Genomic DNA, 24,134 nt, shown 5'->3' with positions numbered 1-24,134 from the left:
TTTATAGGTTACATGGACCGTTGTTTCGGTAATTCCATACATATTAATCAGCGTTGGTGATGAGCGGTAACGCTCATACCATGGTTTTAAAGAGGCCAGATTTAAAGCTTCGCCTCCAAATATCACATAACGGAGGCTCCCCAGATCTTCTGTCCGCTCAAGCGCGGTATCGATAAACTGATAGAATGCTGTTGGGGTCTGGTTGAGCACTGTAAGGCCTTCGTGTAAGCATAAGCTAAAGAATAGATTCGTGTCTTTGGCTTGTTCTGAAGAGGGTACCAATAGTTTTCCGCCATAAAGCAATGCTCCCCAGATCTCCCATACACTAAAGTCAAAGACGTACGAGTGGAATAAGCTCCACACATCCCGGTCATTAAATTGATACCAGTGATCGGTTGCACTAAAGAGGCGGGCTACATTTCTATGGGTCTGCATAACCCCTTTTGGCATTCCGGTGGTTCCGCTGGTGTAGATCACATAAGCCAGATGATCAGGATTTGCCTGGGTTACAGGATTGGAGCTGCTGTAGTTGGTCAATGTTGTCTCGAAAGAAGCATCATTCAGAACCAAAACAGAAGCCGAAATACCGCTGCACACTTCCTGAACGGAGGCTTTTGCACCGGCATGGGCCAGTACGGTTTTTGCTCCGGTATCTTCAAGAATGTGGCGGATCCTTTCTACAGGATAGGATGGATCCATCGGAACGTAAGCTCCTCCTGCTTTTAAAACACCCAGAATAGCGATCAGCATCTCTTCAGAGCGGTCAAGGCACAAAGGAACCAAATCATCAGGCTGAAGGTCACAGGTTTCCAAAAGGTAGTGTGCCAGACGGTTGGACCGCTCATTAAGCTCGTGGTAGGTCAGCCTTATATCCTGATGCACTATGGCAATGTGATCAGGGGTCTTCTCAACCTGGATCTCAAACAGCTCCTGAATTGTATGAGCACCAGAGTAGTTCTCCTCACTTGACCATAACCTAGATAGCTGCTGCTTCTGTTCTTTGGTCAGATACGACAATTGATCAGATGTAATTTCGGACTTTTCAAGAATCTGCTCTAAAACCGTATTCATTCCTGCGATCAATTGACGGATCATTTTTTCATCAAACAGGAATCCTTCATAGCTGATATTTAAGCTTACTTCTTCACCGGTTTCGTAGGCCACGATTCCCAATGGATAGTCGAGACGTTCTACCGACCCTTTGAAGATAAATGACAGCTCATTGTCTTCTCCTCCTTTTGGTGCAGGATAATTTTCATAGACGAATAAGCTGCTGAAACTCCGGCGCCCATCATGCTGGAGGCTGGCCAGGTTTACACTGCTATGGGTATTCAGCTCACTGATTCTGTGCTGAATTTCTGATATAATATCTGTTACTTTTCCTTCTGTATGGTTTACAATAAGAGGTAAAGTATTGATATAAAGTCCTACGGAAGATTCTATTTCGTCTACCGGCAAACTTCGTCCTGATACGGTAGTTCCGACTACTGTTGTAGATCCTCCGCTGTAGACTGCCAGCTGCTTATGCCATAAATACTGAAGGACTGCATTTACTGTAAATCCGTTTCCGGAGGTAAACTTCTTAAGCTTGTGGTATTGCTCACCCGTTATCGACATTTTTACCGAGCGATGATCTGCTATTTGTTTATATTCCGGAAGGTCAATCTGCCTTTGCGATTCTTTGATCAGACTTCCCAGGTCTTCGCGGTCTTCCAGAAGTCCCATATAGTTTTTCCAAAAACTACGGTTGCTGTCTTTATTTTCCTGAAGGTATTTCTGAGCTTCTGCATATGCTTTGTCCGGAGCCGGTATAAGCTCCTGCCCTTTAATCAGCTTAAGATAAGCCTCGTGAATCAGGGTAAGGAATACAGGCATACTCCACCCGTCCAGAATGGCGTGGTGATTGCTGAAAAGGCAGCTGTAATGTCTTTCTGAACGCTTGAACAGATAAACCCTGAAGAGACTTCCTTCAGACAGATCATATACTTCAAAACGGTCTTTTTGGGTCATCTCTCTGATCAGGTTGTCCTGATCTTCTTCATTCATTTCACTGATATCATGATACCGCCAGTCAAGCTTACCTTTTCTGTCGATGATCTGAACGATTTCCCCGCTCCAGTCGAACCTTAATCTTAGGGTAGGAAGCTGTTCCTGAGTATAGAGCCATGCTTCTTTAAGCTTATTCAGATCTATTTCAGCTCCATAATCCCATGCCAACTGTACCCGGTAAGCATCATCTTTATCTCCCTGGTTTAAGGCATGGTACACAAATCCTTCCTGAAGACTGTTGGCAAGATATACTCCTTCCACAGCTCCTGACTCCTGAATTTGGATCAGCTGCTCTTTTCCGATGATATTTCCCGTATCTGATGGGGTGAGCCAGCTTCTGTCTTCTGCTGTAAGCTGATCTACAGTCTGTTTTATATATTCTTTAAATCTTTCTGTAAGAAGATCGATCTGGTTTTGCGAAAGATATCCTGAGATTCCAAAACGAAGCACACCATCTGCTATCGCCCCATTGATACTGATCACGTAGCTATCCCTGTTCTTGCTTCCCATGGAATTTCCACTATTTTCTCCCGAAATGTACCAACTCTTTTCGCCAGTACTTTCCTCCTGGTCAAGCTGCCCCAAATAGTTGAAACTGATTTTCGGAAGCGCCTGCTTTGTATAGCCTACAAGGCTTCCATACCCAATTCCATTATTGGAAATACTTCTCAGGGATTCTTTGGTGAGAATCACAGTATCCTTTACATCATTCCCTGTTTCCAGTAATAACGGGTACATGGAGGTAAACCAACCTACAGTTTCTGTAATATCCAGCTTATTAAATACATCTTCACGGCCGTGCCCTTCAAGAAGAACAGCATGCTGAGTTTCCCCGGTAAGATCTGACAATGCAGAAGCCAATGCTGATAACAGCAAATCATTGATCTGGGTATGGTATACATGATGGACTTCCCTGATGAGCTTTTCCGTATAGCCATGATCCAGCATAAGGTTGGCAAAATGATACTCTGAGCCGGATAATGCGTTGAGGGCATCATTACTCTGTTCTACAGTTACTGCCTTATTCTTCCAATAGGAAAGTTCTTTTTCTCTGGATTCAGGATCATCAGTTTTGTAGGTTTTAATGGCTTCAATCCATTGACGGTAACTGCTTCCTTTTAAATGAGGGGCGACTGTATTTCCATTTTCAAGCGTCTGATAAATATTCTTCAGATCTTCAGTAATAATTCTCCAGCTTACGGCATCAATGATCAGGTGATGAAGGGCAAAGAAAACTCTTGCGCTTCCGTCTTCATACCCTTTAATATATCCTATCTGGAATAGCGGCCCCTTCTCTATGTTGAACTCCGCCTGCCAGTCCGTCAATATTTCAGGAAGACTGTTATGTGTAACTTTGGAGATATCTAAATAATGAATCCACGGAACGGTTTCTATTCCATACTGTTGGGTATATATTCCGTTTTCTTTCGGATAATATATTCTGAATGCATCATGTCTCTCAATAAGAAGCTTGATACTCTGTTCCAACAGTTCCGTATCCAACTGAGGCACCTTGATCAGGAAGGACTGATTCCAATGGTTAAGATCCCCCACAAACCCTTGTTCTGCCAGATCAAAGAACCATTCCTGAATAGGCAGAAAAGATAATCCTCCTGTTAACAGTCCCTGTTCTGTCAGAATCTGGGTCTGCTCTTCTTTTTCCCTGATATCGATGAGCTCAGAAATCTTCATTACTGATTTTGAAGCAAAAACATCTTTAACACTAAGCCGTATATCCAGTCTTTGCCGTATTCTGCTTACCAGCTGAATACTGATAATACTGTCGCCTCCTAATCTGAAAAAGTCATCATGGATTCCTATTGTTGAGGCATCCAATCCAAGGACTTCACCGTAGATCTGACACAGTCTTTCCTGAAGCTCATTCTCTGGTGCTGTATAATCTCTGCTTCCTGTAAATTCAGGCTCAGGTAAGCCCCGGCGGTCTAACTTCCCATTGATGGTTAAGGGCAGAGAGGTCAGATGAACAAATACTGCCGGAACCATATATTCCGGTAATACTTCTGACAGGAAGGATGTAAGCATTCCTGCTTCTATAGAAGTATCCGAGACATAATAGCCTACAAGGTAGTTCATCCCGGCCTTGTTTTCTTTGGCAAGGACAACCGATTGCCTTACTTCAGGGTATTCCTGAAGCCGGTTTTCAATCTCGCCCAGCTCTATCCTATAGCCACGGATCTTCACCTGGAAGTCATTCCTGCCAATGTATTCCAGTTCGCCATCGGAAAGACAACGTACAAGATCGCCTGTTTTATACAAAATCCCATTCTTCCCTTCTCCCTTCTCCTCATCTGTCTGGAATGGATTTGCGATGAAACGTTCTGCGGTCAGTTCGGCACGGTTGAGGTAGCCTCTTGCGATTCCTGCTCCGCCTACATATAATTCGCCAACAGCGCCGACAGGAACGGCTCTCAGATATTTGTCCAGAATATACATCCCCTGATCCGGGATATTCTCCCCAATCAAAGATACTTTGTCAAGGTCTTCTACACTCAGCTTTTTATAGGTTACATGGACCGTTGTTTCGGTAATTCCATACATATTAATCAGCGTTGGTGATGAGCGGTAACGCTCATACCATGGTTTTAAAGAGGCCAGATTTAAAGCTTCGCCTCCAAATATCACATAACGAAGGCTCCCCAGATCTTCTGTCCGCTCAAGCGCGGTATCGATAAACTGATAGAATGCCGTTGGGGTCTGGTTGAGCACTGTAAGGCCTTCCTGTAAGCATAAGCTAAAGAATAGATTCGTGTCTTTGGTTTGTTCTGAAGAGGGTACCAATAGTTTTCCGCCATACAGCAATGCTCCCCAGATCTCCCATACACTAAAGTCAAAGACGTACGAGTGGAATAAGCTCCACACATCCCGGTCATTAAATTGATACCAGTGATCGGTTGCACTAAAGAGGCGGGCTACATTTCTATGGGTCTGCATAACCCCTTTTGGCATTCCGGTGGTTCCGCTGGTGTAGATCACATAAGCCAGATGATCAGGATTTGCCTGGGTTACAGGATTGGAGCTGCTGTAGTTGGTCAATGTTGTCTCGAAAGAAGCATCATTCAGAACCAAAACAGAAGCCGAAATACCGCTGCACACTTCCTGAACGGAGGCTTTTGCACCGGCATGGGCCAGTACGGTTTTTGCTCCGGTATCTTCAAGAATGTGGCGGATCCTTTCTACAGGATAGGATGGATCCATCGGAACGTAAGCTCCCCCTGCTTTTAAAACACCCAGAATAGCGATCAGCATCTCTTCGGAGCGGTCAAGACACAAAGGAACCAAATCATCAGGCTGAAGGTCACAGGTTTCCAAAAGGTAGTGTGCCAGACGGTTGGACCGCTCATTAAGCTCGCGGTAGGTCAGCCTTATATCCTGATGCACTATGGCAATGTGATCAGGGGTCTTCTCAACCTGGATCTCAAACAGCTCCTGAATTGTATGAGCACCAGAGTAGTTCTCCTCACTTGACCACAACCTAGACAGCTGCTGCTCCTGCTCCTGAGGAACAAGGGTTAATTCAGCTAATGTAAGGTCTTTCTGCAGATCAATTCCTGCTATCTGATCAAGCATGAACAGATAGGAGTCCATCATATTTTTAACGGTTCCTTTTGAATATACCGCTTTAGCATAGTTGAACATTCCCTGAAGCGTCTCTCCGATATCATTGATCATCGTGGTAAGATCAAATTTAGCGACCTGGTAGTCTATATTTCCATTGAAAGGATGAAGGATCATTTCATTTTCAGAAGGAGAAACCTCATCTCCAAAACTCTGAAGCCCAAACATCACCTGGAAAACCGGATGGCGGGAAGCATCTTTTTCCACTCCCAGCTCTTCTACCAGTCTTTCAAACGGAAGGTCCTGATGAGACTGGGCTTCCGTCACCGATTGAGCAATCTGTAAAATAAAGTCTTTTACCCTTTGGGACGGATCAATATTTTCCCTTAAGGCAAGGGTATTGACAAAGAATCCGATCATATCCTCAAGTCCCGGATGGTGACGGTTGGCAATCGGGCTTCCCACGATGATATCATCCTGCCCGGAGTAGGCGGAAAGTGTAAGGTAATATCCTCCCAGTACTATGCTGTATAAACTTACTCCCAGATCTTTGGAAAGATTCTTCAATCTTCGTGTCTGATCACTGTTCAGACTGAAGTAAAGATTCTCTCCTTCATAAGAAATCTGTGAAGGCCTTTTAAAGTCTGATGGCAAATCAAGATTCTGGAATCCGTTCAATTTATTTTTCCAATAGCTTATTTGCTGATCAAGACGTTCTCCTGTAAGGTAATTACGCTGCCATAATGCAAAGTCTTTGTATTGGATCTTTAATGAAGGAAGTCCGTGCGTCCTTCCTTCTCTGATGGCATTGTAAATACTGGTGAGCTCTTTTAAGAAAACATCAGTAGACCACCCGTCAAAAGCAATATGATGGATGACAACGGATAGATAATATGTTTCTTCTAGTTTGAAGATGTTAATATCTGCCGGCAATTCCTCTTCCAGACGGAAAATCTTATTGGCTACGCTGCTCACTTTTTCTTCAAGCTCAGCCATGGTCTTTACCTCCTGCTGATGTATGGCAGGAATGTCATTGACAACCTCTTGCCACCCTAATCCATCATCGGTGGTACGGATCACAGAACGAAGCACTTCATGACGCATTATAATTGCATCTAAAGCATTGCACAGTGATGTAATATCCGTTTTCTCATCCAGACGGAAGATCATCGGCACATTATAGGCACTGCTTCCTCCCTCATAATTTTCTATAAACCATAGTCTTTCCTGGGCAAAAGACAATCTTTGCTCTTCAGGAGCACTTACTTCTACAGGAGCGATAACAATCTGATCTCCCATAGTGTTTTCATCTGACAAAATATGGGAAAGGGAAGCAATTGTTTTATGGCTGAAGATGGCAGCAACTTCTACTCTTATATCCAGCATCTGCCGGATCTTACTGATCAGTTTGATGGCCATAATACTGTTTCCTCCCAATCTGAAGAAATCATCATGTATACTGATATTTTCTGCATCCAATCCTAATACCTCACCATAAATATGGCATAATCTACTCTGCAGCTCATTTTCAGGAGCAACGTAATTTTTACTTTCCGTAAATACCGGCTCAGGCAGCTGTTTCCGATCTAATTTTCCATTGATCGTGAGCGGTAAAGCTTCCAAATGTACAAAAGCATTAGGGATCATATAATCCGGAAGCGTATCGGAAAGATGATCTATAAGGAGATCAGAATCAATCTCTGTATCAGAGACATAGTATCCTGCAAGATATTTTGATCCTGTTTTATTTGCTTTGGCCAGAACTGCAGCTTGGCGGATTCCAGGATAATGAAGCAAGGTATTTTCAATTTCCCCCAACTCAATCCTGTGTCCTCTGATCTTCACCTGAAAGTCATTTCTACCTCTATACTCTAATTCACCACCAGGCAGCCAGCGAACGAGGTCACCCGTTTTGTACAAACGGTCATTTTCGGCTCTGCTCTTCTGTTCAGGAGTCTGAAATGGATTTGAAATAAACCGTTCTGCCGTCAGTTCAGGTTGGTTCAGGTATCCTCTGGCAATTCCTGCTCCTCCTATATACAGCTCTCCTGCCGCTCCTAATGGAACCGGGCGCAGCTGGCTGTCCAGGACAAATGCGGTAGTATTGGCAATAGGTGCTCCTATATTCAAAGGATTATAATCTTCTTTATAATCGTGTAAGGTAACACAGACCGTTCCTTCAGTTGGCCCATACTCATTGACCAGGATGATATCATCTGTATTTTTATCCAGAGCAGGGAAACTTTCTCCGCCGGCAAAAATCAATTTCAAACTTGTTCCATGGTCTATCAGATCTCTCAGTAGTACCGGAGGAATGAATGATACTTCTATATTGTTTTCTCTGATATACTCATTGAGTCTGTTTACTGAGGTTCTTAAGTCATTATTGTAAAGCCATAAGGTATTCCCGTTACATAGTGCCGGGAACGCTTCATACACAAAGGCATCAAAAACGTAATTCGAATAACATCCCACTTCCTGATATTCTTCAAGTCGGTGAGCCTTTATCATTGATTCTATGAGGTTTATCACTCCTGAATGTTCGATCATTACTCCTTTTGGCAACCCTGTTGTTCCACTGGTGTAGATCACATAGGCAAGGTTCCCGGAATGTACTTGAGTAACAGGATTTTTAGATTCTTCTAATTCAAGCTGTACTTTAAAATCAATAGTATCCAGAACAATCAGATCTGTATTTTCAAAAGCGTCTGACTTTTCAGCAGAAGATTCTTCTACAAGAGCAATTTTAGCATGGGTGTCCTTGAGGATATGTTTTATTCTGTCTGCGGGATATGAAGGATCCATTGGTACATATGCCGCACCTGTTTTCATGACTGCCAGGATCGCAATAAGCATATTTTCGGAACGGTCCAGGCACAAAGGCACAATATCATCAGGCTGAAGCGCATAGAATTTGATAAGATGATGGGCCAGACGATTGGCTTTCTCATTTAATGCTCTGTAGGAAAGTCTTACCTCATCATACACGAGCGCCGTTCGATCCGGAGTTTTTTCCACCTGATTTTCAAAAAGGCCATGCACCGTCATTCCAGAAGGAAATTCTTTACGGGTAGCATTCCATTCTTCTATTTTTTTAGCGTCTTCATCAGGAATATATTGTAATTCAGCAAGCTTAATTTCTTTTTCCCTATCAGTGTCCGCGATTTGATCTAATAAAAACGCGTACGTACGGATCATATTCTGAACCGTTTCTTTTGAGAAAATGGCTTTAGCATAATTGAACATGCCATGGATATTTTCTTTTCCATCGTCGATCATGGTCGTCAGATCAAATTTCGCAACCTGATAATCAACTTCATCATCAAAAGGATGAAGCAGAGTCTCTCCACTACCTTCAGAAACCCTATTACCGCCAAAACTTTGAAGGCCAAACATGACCTGGAAAACAGGATGTCTGGAGGTATCCTGTTCTATACGCAGCTCTTCTACGAGCTTCTCAAATGGAAGATCCTGATGAGACTGAGCTTCTGAAACAGATGTTGATACCTGAAGAATGAAATCCCTAAGCGTCTGTTCTATATTAATTTTTTCTCTTAGGGCGAGGGTATTGACAAAGAAACCAATGATATCTTCAAGTCCTGCATGATGACGGTTGGCAATCGGGCTTCCCACGACAATATCATCCTGACCGGAATAAGCCGAAAGCATTAAATAATAACCTGCAAGCATGACACTGTTCAGACTTACTCCCAGATCTTTTGAAAGATCTCTCAGTTTTTTGCTTTGTTGTGCATTCAGACTGAAATAAAGGTTCTCCCCTTTGTAAGAAATTTGAGAAGGTCTGCTGAAATCTGCCGGTAAATCCAGGTTCTGAAAATCATCAAGTTTGTTTTTCCAATAGCTAATCTGCTGATCCAGTCGGCTTCCTGTAAGATAGCTACGCTGCCATAGGGCAAAATCCTTATACTGAAACGGTAATTCCGGAAGCGTAGAATCAAAGTTGTTATTAAGAAGAGCAGTGTACATTGTTTGTATCTCCCTAAGAAATATATCCGTAGACCATCCATCGAACGCAATGTGATGGATCACAACAGACAGATAGCTTTCTTTTTCTAATCTGAGAATATTGATCTCCACCGGAATTTCGGTATCCAGAAGGAAAACTTTATTGGCATATCTGTTAATGCAAGCATTGAGCTCTTCTTTTGTTTTTACTTCTTTTATTTTAAATTCCGGAATCAGATCAGTTACAATCTGATATCCTACTCCTTCATCCGTAGTATGAATGACTGAACGAAGTATTTGATGACGACTGATTACCGCTTCAATCGCTTTGCACAGGGTTGAGATATCCGTTTTTTCATCCAGAATTGCCGTCATCGGAATATTATATGCGCTGCTTCCACCTTCATATGTTTCTATAAACCATAACCTCTCCTGAGCAAATGACAACCTTTGTTCTTCGGGAGAGTTTATTTTTGCAGGTGTTATAACAACATGCTCATGAGCTGTACTTCCTCTCAAAACCTTTTCCAGCGCTGCAATCGTCTTATGGCCGAATACCATAGCGACATCTACCTGCAACGCAAGGTTCTGCTTAATTTTACTGATCAGCTTGATGGCCATAATACTATTTCCTCCTAACCTGAAGAAGTCGTCATGAATACTGATCTTATTACGATCCAGTCCCAATACTCCGGCATAGACATTTGCAAGTTTCTGCTGAAGTTCGTTCTCCGGTGCAGTATATGCATTTCCACCTGTAAATCCAGGCTCGGGAAGTTGTTTTCTGTCCAGCTTACCATTGATCGAAACAGGCAGTTCGGTAAGGTGTACAAAGGCTGCAGGGACCATATACTCGGGTAAAGTTTGTGACAGAAACTCTGAAAGGATATGCGAATCCATGGCTGAATCTGATACATAATACGCTGCCAGATATTTCATCCCTGCCTTATTTTCTTTGGCCAGAACTGCTACCTGATGGATTTCCTGATGCTGAAGCAATCTGTTTTCAATTTCTTCCAGCTCGATACGGTATCCACGGATTTTTACCTGGAAGTCATTTCTGCCTATATATTCAATATTCCCGTCCGGAAGCCAGCGCACAAGGTCTCCCGTTTTATATAATCTTGTGTTTTTATCATTTTCAGTCTGAAAAGGATTAGGAATGAAACGCTCTCTGGTAAGGTCCGGCCTGTTCAAATAACCCCGGGAAACTCCTGATCCGCCGATATAGAGTTCTCCTACAGCCCCTACAGGTACCGGACGGAGCTGATCATCTACGATGTAGACGCTTGTATTCCCTATGGGACGTCCTATACTGTTTGCCCTTCCATTATTATTGACAATGGAAGTAACAGTCACTTCAGTAGGACCATAGCAGTTAAGAAAATTAAAATGTCCTTCTTTGAGTTTATTATACAGATCTATGGTAAGGGTCTCACCTCCTGAAGCCAGCTTACGCATACTTTTTACCTGTGTAATGTCTATATTCTGCAGTACGGAAGGTGTAAGGTTTATGTAGGAAACTCCGTGATCGTTAAGATTTTTTAGGAATGTTTCTTCGTTTAGGTAACTCTTATCTTCCGTGAGAAGCAGGTGATTTCCATGTAAAAGAGCCAACAGCATTTGCTCTACAGAAGGGTCAAATACATAATTGGCAAATTGCAGGATCACATCCTGATCATCCAGACCATAACGTGAATACAGATCAGAAACAAGGTTCACTACATTTTTATGTTCTACCATTACTCCCTTAGGAAGCCCTGTGGTTCCACTGGTATAAATCACATAAGCAAGGTTTTCAGAACATAGCGGGACGGTTGGATTTGACGTCTCCATTGCTTCTACAGCACCCTGAAAGATCGTATTATCCAGAGATACAACATGTACGTTTTCTGTTATTTGCACCTGTTCTTGCGTACTTTCCTGAGCCAGCACTATCCTTGCCTTTGTATCGTTCAAAATATGTTTTATTCTATCTTCAGGGTACGAAGGATCCATAGGAACATAAGCTGCTCCTGCTTTCCATACCGCCAGAATAGCGATGATCATATTTTCAGAACGCTCCAGGCATAATGGGACCAACTCGTCAGGCTGAAGATCATAAGAGCTGATGAGATAATGGGCCAACTGGTTTGAGCGTTCGTTGAGTTCACGATATGACAATTGTATATGCTGATAGATCAAGGCCGGATGATCAGGCGTTTTTGACACCTGCTTTTCAAACAGCTCATGGATCGTTTTATCAGAAGGGAAGTCATACCAGGTATCATTCCAGTCTTCTGTTATTTTTTTTAACTCATCTGCTGTAAGATAAGACAGGTCTTCGGAAACAATTCCGGGATCTGTTAGAAGCTGAGCAAGGATGGTTTCCATCCCCCGGATCAGCTGGGCCATCATTTTTTCTTCAAATAGATAGCCATCATAATTGAGTAGTAACGATACCTTATCTTCGCGCTCATAAGCCACAACGCCCAACGGGTAATCCAGTTTTTCTACGGAATCCCTGAATTCAAAGCCCAGCTTGCTATCATCACCCCCTTTGGGAACAGGATAGTTCTCATACACAAATAAACTGCTGAAGATCCTGCGCCCGTCATGGTGAAGCTCAGCCAGATTGATATCACTATGTGTATTCAGGTCACTGATCCTGTTCTGAATCTCCACAATCTGGTCCGCGACCTTCCCTTCTCCATGGGTCACGATCAATGGCAGGGTATTGATGTAAAGACCTGCAGAGGTCTCAATACCATCTATCGGTAAGCTTCTTCCTGAGACTGTGGTGCCCACTATACTGGTTGCCAATCCACTGTATACACTCAGCTGCTTGTGCCATAAATATTGCAACACCGCATTGACTGTAAATCCTTGTTCCTTAGTAAACTCCTTCAAATGATCATACCTTTCCCCCTCTATCTGTAAGGAAATTTGCTGATGATCAAGAATTTGACGGTACGTTCCCATATCTATATGCTTTCGGTCTTCCCTAACCAGACTGCTCAGGTCTTCCTGATCTTCCAGCAGGCTCATATAGCCATTCCAAAATGCTGTACTTCCCTCTTTATGGGATTGAAGATACTGCTGTGTTAAGGCATAGGCACGGTCAGTTGCCAGCACCGGCGCCTCGCCTTTTAGCTTTTGAAGATAAGCGGCATGCACACTGTTCAAAACAACAGGCATACTCCATCCGTCCAAAATAGCGTGGTGGTTACTGAATAAGCAGCTGTAATGTTTGTCTGCTCTCCTGAACAGGTATACCCGGAACAGGCTTCCTTTTGAGAGGTCATACTCCTCAAAGCGGTCTTTTTGGGTAAGTTCTCTGATAAGGCTTTCCTGGGCATCTCTGTCGATATCGCTGATGTCCTGATAGCGCCAGTCCAGCTCTCCTTCTTTATCAATTACCTGAACAATCTCCCCATTCCAGTCAAACCTTAGCCTTAAGGAAGGGTAAGCTTTTTGGGTAAGTGTCCATGATTCTTTAAGTTGATCTATATCCATTCCGGAATGATAATCCCAGATCAGCTGTACCCTGTATGCATCGTCTTTATCTCCCTGATTCAAAGCATGATATACAAAACCCTCTTGTAAGCTGTTGGCAAGATATATGCCTTCTGTTTCTCTCGTTTCCTGGATGATCTCAAGCTGTTCTTTCTCTACAATATGGTCGATATCAGATGGTGTAAGATAGCCTCTTTGAACCCCTGAAAGGCTTGTGATGATAGATTCCAGGTGGTTTTTAAAGCCTTCGGATAGCTTTTTGATCTGTTCTTCGGCAAGATAACCGGACACCCCAAAACGAAGTTGCCCGTCTGCAACAGCCCCATTCAAACTGATAAAATAGCTGTCGCGGTTGTTGCTTCCTACTCCTGATCCACTGTCTTCAGATATAATGAACCAGCTCTTATCTGCCGACCAATCTTCCTGATCCAACTGACCTAAGTAGTTGAAACTGATCTTTGGTAAGCTTCTTTCTGTATAGCCGATCAGACTTCCATACCCAATTCCATTATTGGGAATGCTTCTCAGGGATTCTTTTGTCAGAACTACGGTATCAGCCGGATCTTTGCCTTTATTCAACAGTACAGGATACATTGTGGTGAACCAGCCTACGGTTTCAGTTATATCAAGATTTTCAAAGACCTCCTCCCGTCCGTGTCCTTCCAATACTATGGAGTGGCTATCCTCCCCGGTAAGCTCAGAAAGAGCCAGGGAGAGAGCGGCCAAAAGCAAATCATTGATCCGGGTATGGTACACATGATTTGTATTTCTGATCAAAGACTCAGTCATCTCTTTGCTGAGGGTGAGATGTCCGTGACAGGATTCTCCCTCTATCAGCCTGTTCAATGAAGAATTATTCTGCTCAGTGGTTTCCGCAACGGTGTTCCAATATAATAATTCGCGTGCTCTGGATTCCGGATCTTCTGAATTATATCTTTTTACAGCTTCCACCCACTGACGGTAGCTGCTGCCTTTGGTGTGGGAGGTTATGGTCTCTGCTTCTCCTTTTTCAAGGGAATGATAGATATTTTTAAGGTCTTCAGTAATGATCCTCCAGCTTACGGCATCAATGATCAAATGGTGAAGCGCAAAGTAAATCCTTGCACTGCCATCTTCGTAGCCACTGATGTAACCAATCTGATATAGAGGCCCTTTCTCAATATCAAAGCCGGATTGCCAACCGGTAAAAGTCTGAGATAATTCCTGAGCACTTGCTCCTGAGGCATCAAGGTAATGGATTGAAGGGATGATTTCCCTGCTCTCCGTACTACCATACACCTGATTATAAACACCTTCCAATTTTGGATAATGGAGTCTGAAGGCATCATGTTTTTCCAGCAACCGTTCTACAGAGGCTTCTAATAATTCTTTATCCAGCTCCGGAACCTGAATTAGAAATGCCTGGTTCCAATGATTGAAATCCACCAGATATCCCTGTTCTTTCTGACTGAAGAACCATTCCTGAACAGGAAGTAAAGAAACTGATCCACTTAAAATTCCTTGTTCTGAAAGGATATGATTGTTTTCCCCTTGGTTCTTCTCCTCAATAAGATGTGATAATGCGGCTGGGGTACGTGCTGTAAAAATTTCTTTAACGCTTAATCTTACCTCAAGCTGCTGGCGGATTCTTCCTACCAATTGAATACTGACGATACTGTCTCCTCCCAATCTGAAGAAGTCGTCTTCGATACTGATCCCTGAAGCACCAAGGCCCAGGACTTCCCCGTAGATCTTACACAGCTTTATCTGAAGCTCTGTTTGGGGAGCAATATAATTTTTACCACCTGTAAATTCAGGCTCCGGAAGCTTTTTTCTGTCCAGTTTACCATTGATTGTTAAAGGTAATGCTGTTAAATGAACAAAAACTCCCGGTATCATATATTCCGGTAAGCCTGCTGACAGATCCTCAGAAAGCAGATTGGAATTTATTTCAAAATCGGATACATAGTAACCGGCTAGGTATTTTAATCCTGATTTATTTTCTTTAGCCAAGACCGCAGCCTGACGGATTCCAGGGTATTGAAGAAGCTTACTCTCTATTTCGCCCAATTCAATCCTGTAGCCACGGATCTTTACCTGGAAGTCATTTCTTCCCATGTATTCCAGCTCACCATTTGCCAGCCAACGTACTAAATCTCCGGTTTTATATAACCGTCCATTCTCGTCTTTTCTTTTTTGAGATTCGGTCTGGAAAGGGTTCGCCATGAAGCGTTCTTCGGTAAGTTCCGGTCTGTTCAGATATCCTCTGGCAATACCCGATCCACCAATATAAAGCTCTCCGACAGCACCTACAGGAACCGGTCGCATTGATCCATCCAGGACATATGTTGTCATATTTCCAATAGGGCCACCAATATTGAGCGGATTTCCATCTTCATGATAATGGTGCATGGTTGCACAAACGGTTCCTTCGGTAGGGCCATATGCATTAATAATATCCACTCCTGCAGCCTGATAAAGGGCCATCAGCTGTGGATTGGTCACATCTCCTGCTACCATAAGCTTTTCTAATGGTAAAATATATTCCTTTGTCAGAAGGACCGGTGGTATAGTGGCAATGCTGACGCAGTGGTCAGTTATATATTGTTGTAAGGCTGCTATGTCGGTCTGTATTTCTTTATCAAGCAGGTGAATGGTGTGTCCAAAGCTAATGGCAGGATAAAGTTCGGCTACATGGGCATCAAAAACATAGTTGGCATACCAGAGGACATTTCTGTAATCATTTCGTTCAGGAATAAGATCCAGACCAGCAGCAAACTGGCTGATCAGATTCACTACTCCTTTATGCTCTACCATTACCCCTTTAGGAAGGCCTGTCGTCCCACTGGTGTAGATGACATAAGCAAGATTTTCAGGCTTTACTTCAGTAACAGGGTTATCTGAGTTTGAGATCACAGATTGAATCCGGCAATGATCCTCATCTAAAGCGATCACCGGGATTATAAAATCATTCAAAAGATCTTTTGTCACTTTCTGCCCGATCACCAATCTCGCCTTGGTATCCTGAACAATATGCTGTATGCGCTCTTTGGGATACGACGGATCCATTGGAACATAAGCCGCTCCCGATTTTAATACGGCCAAGATCGCGATCAACATATTCCCGGAACGTTCTAAACACAGGGGAACAATATCGTCAGGCCGGAGGCTGTAGGTTTCAATAAGATGGTGCGCGAGGCGGTTTGCTCTTTCATTCAGTTCACGATATGACATCTGGATATCCTGATATACCAGTGCCGTATGATCTGGCGTTTTTAAGGCCTGCTCTTCAAATAACTGATGAACAGTTTTATTGGAAGGATATTCAGAAACAGTATTGTTCCAGTCTGCTGTTATTTTTTTGTAGGTAAGCTCTTCTAAAAACTGAAGATCATTAATGGTAAAGTGTTCAACCTCTGCAGCGCTCATAACAGCCAACTGTTCCAACAGCAGTGCGTAAGTATTTTTGAGCCCTGTTACCGTATCTCTGCTGAAAAGGGAAACGGCATAGTTGAACATACCGCGGATGGCCTCTTCCCCATCATCAATCATTGTGGTTAAGTCAAATTTTGCAGCCTGATAATCAATTTCACCTCGATAAGGAATAAACAGACTCTCATCCAGTCCATCATTTCTTCCGAAGCTCTGAACGCCAAACATAACCTGAAAAACAGGATGTCTGGAGGTATCCTGCTCAACTCCCAATTCCTCCACCAGCTTCTCAAAAGGAAGATCCTGGTGAGACTGAGCTTCTGCCACTGACTTTGAAACCTGTAGAATGAAATCTCTTATCTTTTGCTGAGGCTGGATATTTTCCCTTAGCGCAAGGGTATTTACAAAGAACCCAATAAGATCTTCAAGACCGGCATGATGACGGTTTGCAATAGGGCTTCCCACCACAATATCATTCTGGCCGGAATAAGCCGAAAGCATCAGATAATATCCTCCAAGCATCACGCTGTAAAGACTTACCCCTAAATCTTTGGAAAGCCTTCTCAGCCCCAATCCTACCTCAGCAGAAAGGTTGAAGTACAAAGTAGCCCCTTCATAAGAAATAGAAGCCGGACGCTTAAAGTCCAAAGGAAGGTTCAATGATTCAAAGTCTTCAAGGCGAGTTTTCCAGTAACCGATCTGACTGCCCAGCACATCTCCTTTCAGATAGTTCCGCTGCCATAACGCAAAGTCTCTGTATTGTATTTTTAAATCCGGTAAATGATGCTCGTCATGGTTGACAAGTGCCCCATAAACGGTTTGTATTTCCTTTAAAAATACATCTGCAGACCATCCGTCGAAAGCAATATGATGAACAACAACAGACAGGAAGTTCTGTTCTTTCAATCTGAATATCTGAATATCTATAGGCAGCTCTTCCTCTAAACGGAAGATCTTATGAGCTGCCTCATTAACAGCGGACTCAAGTTCTTCGTCTGTCTCTACTTTTATGATCTTACATTCGGGAACAAAGTCTGTGATCACCTGATACCCCAGTCCTTCTCCTGTAGTCCGGATGACTGACCGGAGTACTTCATGGCGTTGTATAACGGTCTCTATTGATTTTTGAAGTACCTCCAGATTGATATTCTCCTTGAGCCTGAAAGCTATTGGAATGTTATAGGCATTGCTTCCCCCTTCATACGCTTCAATAAACCATAATCTTTCCTGCGCAAAGGATAATTTTTGCTCTTCAGGTGAAGAAACTACTACAGGAGCAATATGTAAAGTCTCAGTAGACTCAGATTCAAGAACTGAGGCTAAGGAAGCGACCGTTTTATGACTGAAAACTGCGGCTACCTGTACCGGGGAATCCATTTGATTCCTGATCTTACTGATCAGCTTTATGGCCATGATACTGTTTCCGCCCAGCTTGAAAAAGTCGTCATGGATGCCTACCGCATGGCCATTCAGCCCCAATACTTCTGCATAGATCAGACAAAGTTTTTCCTGCAGTTCATTTTCAGGTGCTGTATATTTTTCACTTTCTTTGAGCTCTGGTTCCGGAAGCTGCTTTCTGTCCAGTTTTCCGTTGATCGTCAGTGGAAGATATTCCAGGTGTACATAAGCACCGGGAATCATATATTCAGGTAAAGCCCCTGTCAAAAATTCCGAAATCCTGGAAGAATCTATCACAGAATCTGATACATAGTATCCTGACAGATACTTCATTCCGGCGTTATTTTCTTTCACCATGGCGACTGCCTGGCGGATACCCGGATACCCCAAAAGTGCGGTTTCTATCTCACCAAGCTCAATTCTATATCCACGGATCTTTACCTGGAAGTCATTACGGCCCAAATATTCCAGATCCCCATTGGGAAGATAGCGGACAAGGTCGCCTGTCTTGTAAAGTCGGCTGTTTTTTTCTCTTATTTTTTGTATTTCCGTCTGAAATGGATTTGTAATAAACCGTTCAGCAGTAAGTTCCGGTCTGTTCAAATAGCCACGGGCGATTCCGTCACCCCCGATATGAAGTTCTCCTAAGACTCCTACCGGAACAGGTCGGTGATACGCATCCAATACATACGCTGAAGCATTTCCTACAGGACGTCCGATCAGGTGGACATCTCCATGATCTACCTTTTTGTAAGCAGCATAGATGGTCGCTTCAGTGGGCCCGTATAAATTGTAAAGTGTTGTATATTCTGACCAGTATTTTCCTGTTTCGTAGTCACAGGGCTCGCCGGCATACAATAATCCTTTCAGGGCTGGATAGGATATGCGTGGAAGGACGGATAACATCACAGGCGGCAGATAGGCATAGGCTATCTGATGTTCCAGCAGATAAAGGCTTATTGAATCTGCATCCCTTTTAGTGCTTTCATCCAGCAGATGAAGTTCATTTCCAAATAATAAGGTATTAAAAAACTCTGATACAGATACGTCAAATACATAGGATGTATACGCTGTTATTTTTTCCCTGGTACTGAAGCCATAGGCATCTCTTACCTGAGTGACCAGGTTCACCACATTTCTGTGTTCTATCATCACTCCCTTAGGCATCCCAGTGGTTCCACTGGTGTAGATTACATAAGCCAGATTGCCGGATTCAACTGCTGTTACAGGATCATCAGCCTCCATGGTACCCATAGAATGCCTGAAAGCTTCTTCATCCAGAGATATTGCTGTTACGGACTCTATGTTTTGTACTTTTTCTCTGGTTCTTTCCTGCACCAACACTATTTTCGCTTGGGTATCTTTAAGAATATGCTGTATTCTGTCTGCCGGAAGAGCAGGATCCATAGGAACATAAGCCGCTCCTGTCTTTAACACCGCAAGAATGGTTACCAACATATCTTCTGACCGTTCCAGACAAAGGGGAACAAGCTCATCCGGCTGAAGACTGTAGGTATCGATAAGATAATGAGCAAGCTGGTTAGCCTTCCTATTCAGTTCATCATAGGAAAGTCTTTCCTCCTGGTATACCAAAGCCGTTTGCTCTGGTGTTTTTCGTACCTGCTCTTCAAATAAATGATGGATTGTTTTTTCTTCAGGATAAAAAGATTCACCAGAATTCCATTCACTGATTATTTTTTGATGATGTTGATTATTTATAAGAGCCAGATCTTGAATTCTTTTGTTTCCTGTATGCTCTATACTGGTGATCTGCTGCAGAAAGAACAGATAGGAATCCATCATCTGCACGATCGTATCCCTGCTAAAGAGTGCGACTGCATAATTGAATATCCCTCTCAGTATCTCTCCCTGATCATCGATCATCATCGTCAGATCAAACTTTGCAGACTGATAGTCTATATCTCCATCAAAAGGTTGAAGGACCGCATTATGATTTTTAAAAGAAACTCCGTCGTTGAAGTTCTGAAGCCCAAACATTACCTGGAATACAGGGTGCCTTGCAGAGTCCTGCTCTACCCCCAGTTCCTCTACAAGCTTTTCGAATGGCATATCCTGATGGGACTGTGCTTCGGTAACGGATTGGCTTACCTGAAGTATAAAATCCCGGATCCGTTGTCCTGGGTCCAGCTTCTCTCTCAGCGCCAATGTGTTGACGAAGAATCCTATGATGTTTTCAAGTCCTGCATGATGGCGGTTTGCCACAGGACTTCCCACCACCACATCATCCTGACCGGAATACGCTGACAGCATCAGGTAATATCCACTCAGCATCACACTGTATAAACTCACTCCAAGACCCTTCGAAAGGTCTCTTAATGCGGAAACAAGATCAACAGGGATATCAAAATATAATGTAGATCCTGTATATGAAATATGCGCCGGCCGCTTGAAATCCAGAGGGAGGTCCAGGGTTTGGAAACCTTCAAGCTTATTTTTCCAGTAAGCGGTCTGTTGATTTAACCTTTCACCTGTGAGATAAGCCCTTTGCCATAATGCATAATCTTTATATTGTATCTTCAGCTCAGGCAGTTGAGCCAGACCCCCTTGAGAAAGTACCTGGTAGAGATCACATAATTCTTTTATAAAAATGCCCGTAGACCAGCCATCAAAAGCAATATGGTGGATGACAACAGATAAATAATAATGGCTCTCGAGTCGGAAAATATTGATATATATCGGGAGCTCTTCTTCCAGGTTGAAAATTTTATTGGCTGCCTGATCAATGGCCTTGTTAAGCTCCTCCCGGGAATCAACGCTTCCGGTATAGATGGAAAGTTCATGATCGGTTACGGCCTGATATCCTTCTCCTTCCTCCGTTGTACAGATGAGACTTCGCAATACTTCATGACGTCTGGCCAGCAGATTAAAAGCTTTTTGAAGAAGCTCCAGTTGAACATGATCCGCCAGCCTGAAAACCATTGGAACATTATAAGCATTGCTACCTCCTTCATACTTCTCTATAAACCAGAGTCTTTCCTGTGAAAAGGATAACTTCTGTTCTTCGGGCGAAGATATTGCTATAGGGCTGATATCCACCTGTTCAGACAGAAAATTATTCTCTCCGTATAGGATGTGAGCCAGTGATGCTACCGTTTTATGCCCAAATATTATAGCGACATTCACCGGGATGCCCAGTTCCTGTTTGATTTTACTGATGAGTTTAATAGCCATGATACTGTTCCCTCCCAATCTGAAAAAGTCATCATGTATTCCTACTTTCTCCGGAGCAATCCCCAGCACATCACCATACATCCTACAAAGTGTCTTTTGCTCCTTATTCTTTGGGGCGGTATATTCCCGGTCTCCATTGAATTCAGGCATCGGCAGCTGATTTCTGTCCAGTTTTCCATTAATGGTTAATGGTAACATCGTCAGGTGGACAAAAACACTGGGAACCATATATTCCGGTAAAGAATCTGAAAGATATTCAACCAGTTTTTCGTGCTCTAATTCTTCTTCTGCGACATAATATCCCACAAGATATTTCATCCCCGAATTGCTTATTTTAACAAGGACCACCGATTGTTTTATTCCCGGATACTGAGCAATACGGTTCTCTATCTCGCCCAGCTCGATCCTGTATCCTCTCACCTTCACCTGGAAGTCGTTCCTGCCAATATATTCTAAATTTCCATTCGGCAGCCAGCGGACAAGATCTCCTGTACTGTACAATCTGCTATTCTCTCCTTTATCCTTCTGTTCTTCTGTTTGGAATGGATTGGGAATAAAACGTTCTTCCGTAAGGCCTGCTCTGTTGAGGTAGCCTCTTGCAATTCCCGCTCCACCGACATAAAGCTCACCGGTCGCTCCGACCGGAACCAACTTAAGGGATGTATCCAATACATAAGCAGAGCTATTTTCCACCGGACGTCCTATCAGGTGAACATCCCCGTGTTCTACTTTTTTGTATGTAGCATAGATTGTTGCTTCAGTGGGTCCGTAGAGGTTATAAAGCTCTTTTTGTTCTGACCAGTATTTTCCTGTTTCATAATCACAGGGTTCACCTGCATACAGTAATCCTTTCAGGGAAGGATAGTCTATCCTGGGAAGAACAGACAGCATTACAGGAGGCAGATAAGCGTAAGCAATCTCATGGGAAAGCAGATAGCTGCTGATAGCGTCTGCATCTTTTTTAATCTCCTCATTCAAAAGATGAAGTTCATTTCCATACAGTAAACTGTTGAAAAACTCTGATACCGAAACATCGAAGACATAGGAAGTGTAAGCCGTTATTTTCTCTCCTTCACTGAATCCATAAGCTTCTCTGACCCCGGAGACAATATTCACCACATTCTGATGCTCGATCATGACTCCTTTTGGAAGTCCTGTAGTCCCACTCGTATAGATCACATACGCCAAATGATCTGCCCGTACTTCCGTAACAGGATTCTCCGTATTCATTGTCTTAAGAATGAACTGAAAGTCAGAAGAATTCAGACAAATATTCTCCACAGAAAGGGACTGTATTTTTTCTAAATTATGATCATCAGTCAGCACTATTTTCGCTGCGGTATCCTGAAGAATATGTTCAATTCTTTCCTTAGGATAGGAAGGGTCCATCGGCACATAAGCTGCTCCTGTTTTTAATACTGCTAAAACCGCAATAAGCATATTTTCTGAACGTTCCAGGCATAGGGGGATAAGATCATCCGGCTGGGGAGCATATCGTTCGATCAGGTAATTGGCTAATCTGTTTGAACGCTCATTAAGGTCCTTATAGGTAAGACTGATATCACCAAAGACCAGTGCAATATCTAAAGGCGTTTTTAATACCTGCTTTTCAAACAGCGTGTGAAGTGTTGTACCATCTGCCTTATCCCGTCCAGCCATAGTCCAGCTGTTTACTGTCTTATGGTACGTATCACCATCTAATAATTCATATCCGCTAATCCATTGATCTGCTTTTCCATTGACAAGGTCTTCCAGAATTTCAACGAACAGGCGTTTATACATATTCACAAACTGAACAACCAATCCGGAATCGAGTTTCTGATTGGCATACCTGACTTTAAAATTAATCATTCCTTCTCTTACTTCCTGTTCAAATGATAATTTACCTGCAAGGTCAATATTCAGATCACTGTTAATGATCACATTTTGGGCTCCTTCATAATGAATAACAACATCTTTAAGACTGGTCTGAACAAATCCAAATTCCAGTATATTGGATGTAGGAGCATAGCTGATGAGATCTTCAATGGGAAGATATCTTGCCTTGCTTTTTTTAAGTTGATGGGTATACTCCAGATTCTGGTCTACAAGGTTTTGAAGAGTAGAATCTTTATCCAGTCTATAGCTTTTAAATATGGTATTGATATGTCCCCCAAAGATAAAATCCTGTCCCTCAGTAATCCCCACAGGATAATGAATGACCAGATTGTTGATTCCTGACACTCTATGAAGCAAAACGGCCAATACCAGCTGTCCGTAAGTATAGGGTGTAAGCTTGTATTTGGACGTGAGTTGTCTTAGTTTGAGAAATACAGATTCAGAAAAATGAAACCTGACTTCACTTACAGGATTTTTTGAAGCGAGAACGGGATCCGAATGAAGAGTTTCCGGGGTCTGTAAAAATTTAAACCCAATGTTTTCAACATCCTTTAAACTGTTTTTCCAGAATTCTGACATGTCAGACTTCCCTCTGTCCAATATATCTTCAAGCTGATTTCTTAGCTTTCCATACCGTTCTTTCTGCTCAGTAAGGCTTATTGGGTTGATGTGTTCGGGATCATTATAGAACGTACTCAGTTCTGCATAAATGCTGTTAGCACTTAATCCATCCACCAGAATATGCGAGAATATATGAATAATCCGATATCCACCATTATTCAGTTTGATCGCATAAAATCTTGCCAGCTGCTCTTTTTCAAGATCAAACGGCTGCAAAGCAAAATTTAACACCTCATCAGGCTCTGGCTCCTCAGTAATAAAGGTAAGTATTTGAGCATCCTCAGCGAGTAGAGCTCTATGTTTCCAATACAAATTTCCCGACTCACTGACAACATTACTGTTTAACAGCAGGTTATTGTTGACAAATCTGACTAAGCTTGAATTCAGTCTCTCAATGTCTATATATCCTGACATTGACTGGTCAAAAATAATATTATAGTCACTTCTGGAAGGATTCAAAATCCATTCATTATAAAAGGTCGATTGGTAGGGTGTTAGCTTCATGAGGAATAGTTCTTTAAAGGACATGTTTAGGTTTGTTTTAGGTA

Annotated in this window: 1 protein-coding gene; it reads right to left on the bottom strand. The window is 42.8% G+C overall.

Features of this window, described 5'->3' with window-relative positions; translation table 11 throughout:
- The coding region (locus tag DRF67_RS17190) for a non-ribosomal peptide synthetase (RefSeq protein ID WP_115929531.1) at positions 1-24,090 on the bottom strand (24,090 nt) is incomplete at its 3' end.
- Between the last annotated feature and the right edge of the window lie 44 nt (positions 24,091-24,134).

Source organism: Chryseobacterium pennipullorum (assembly GCF_003384725.1).
GTDB classification, from domain to species: domain Bacteria; phylum Bacteroidota; class Bacteroidia; order Flavobacteriales; family Weeksellaceae; genus Chryseobacterium; species Chryseobacterium pennipullorum.
The sequence above is the reverse complement of the archived record's forward strand: the minus strand, read 5'-3'. Positions and strand labels throughout refer to the sequence as shown.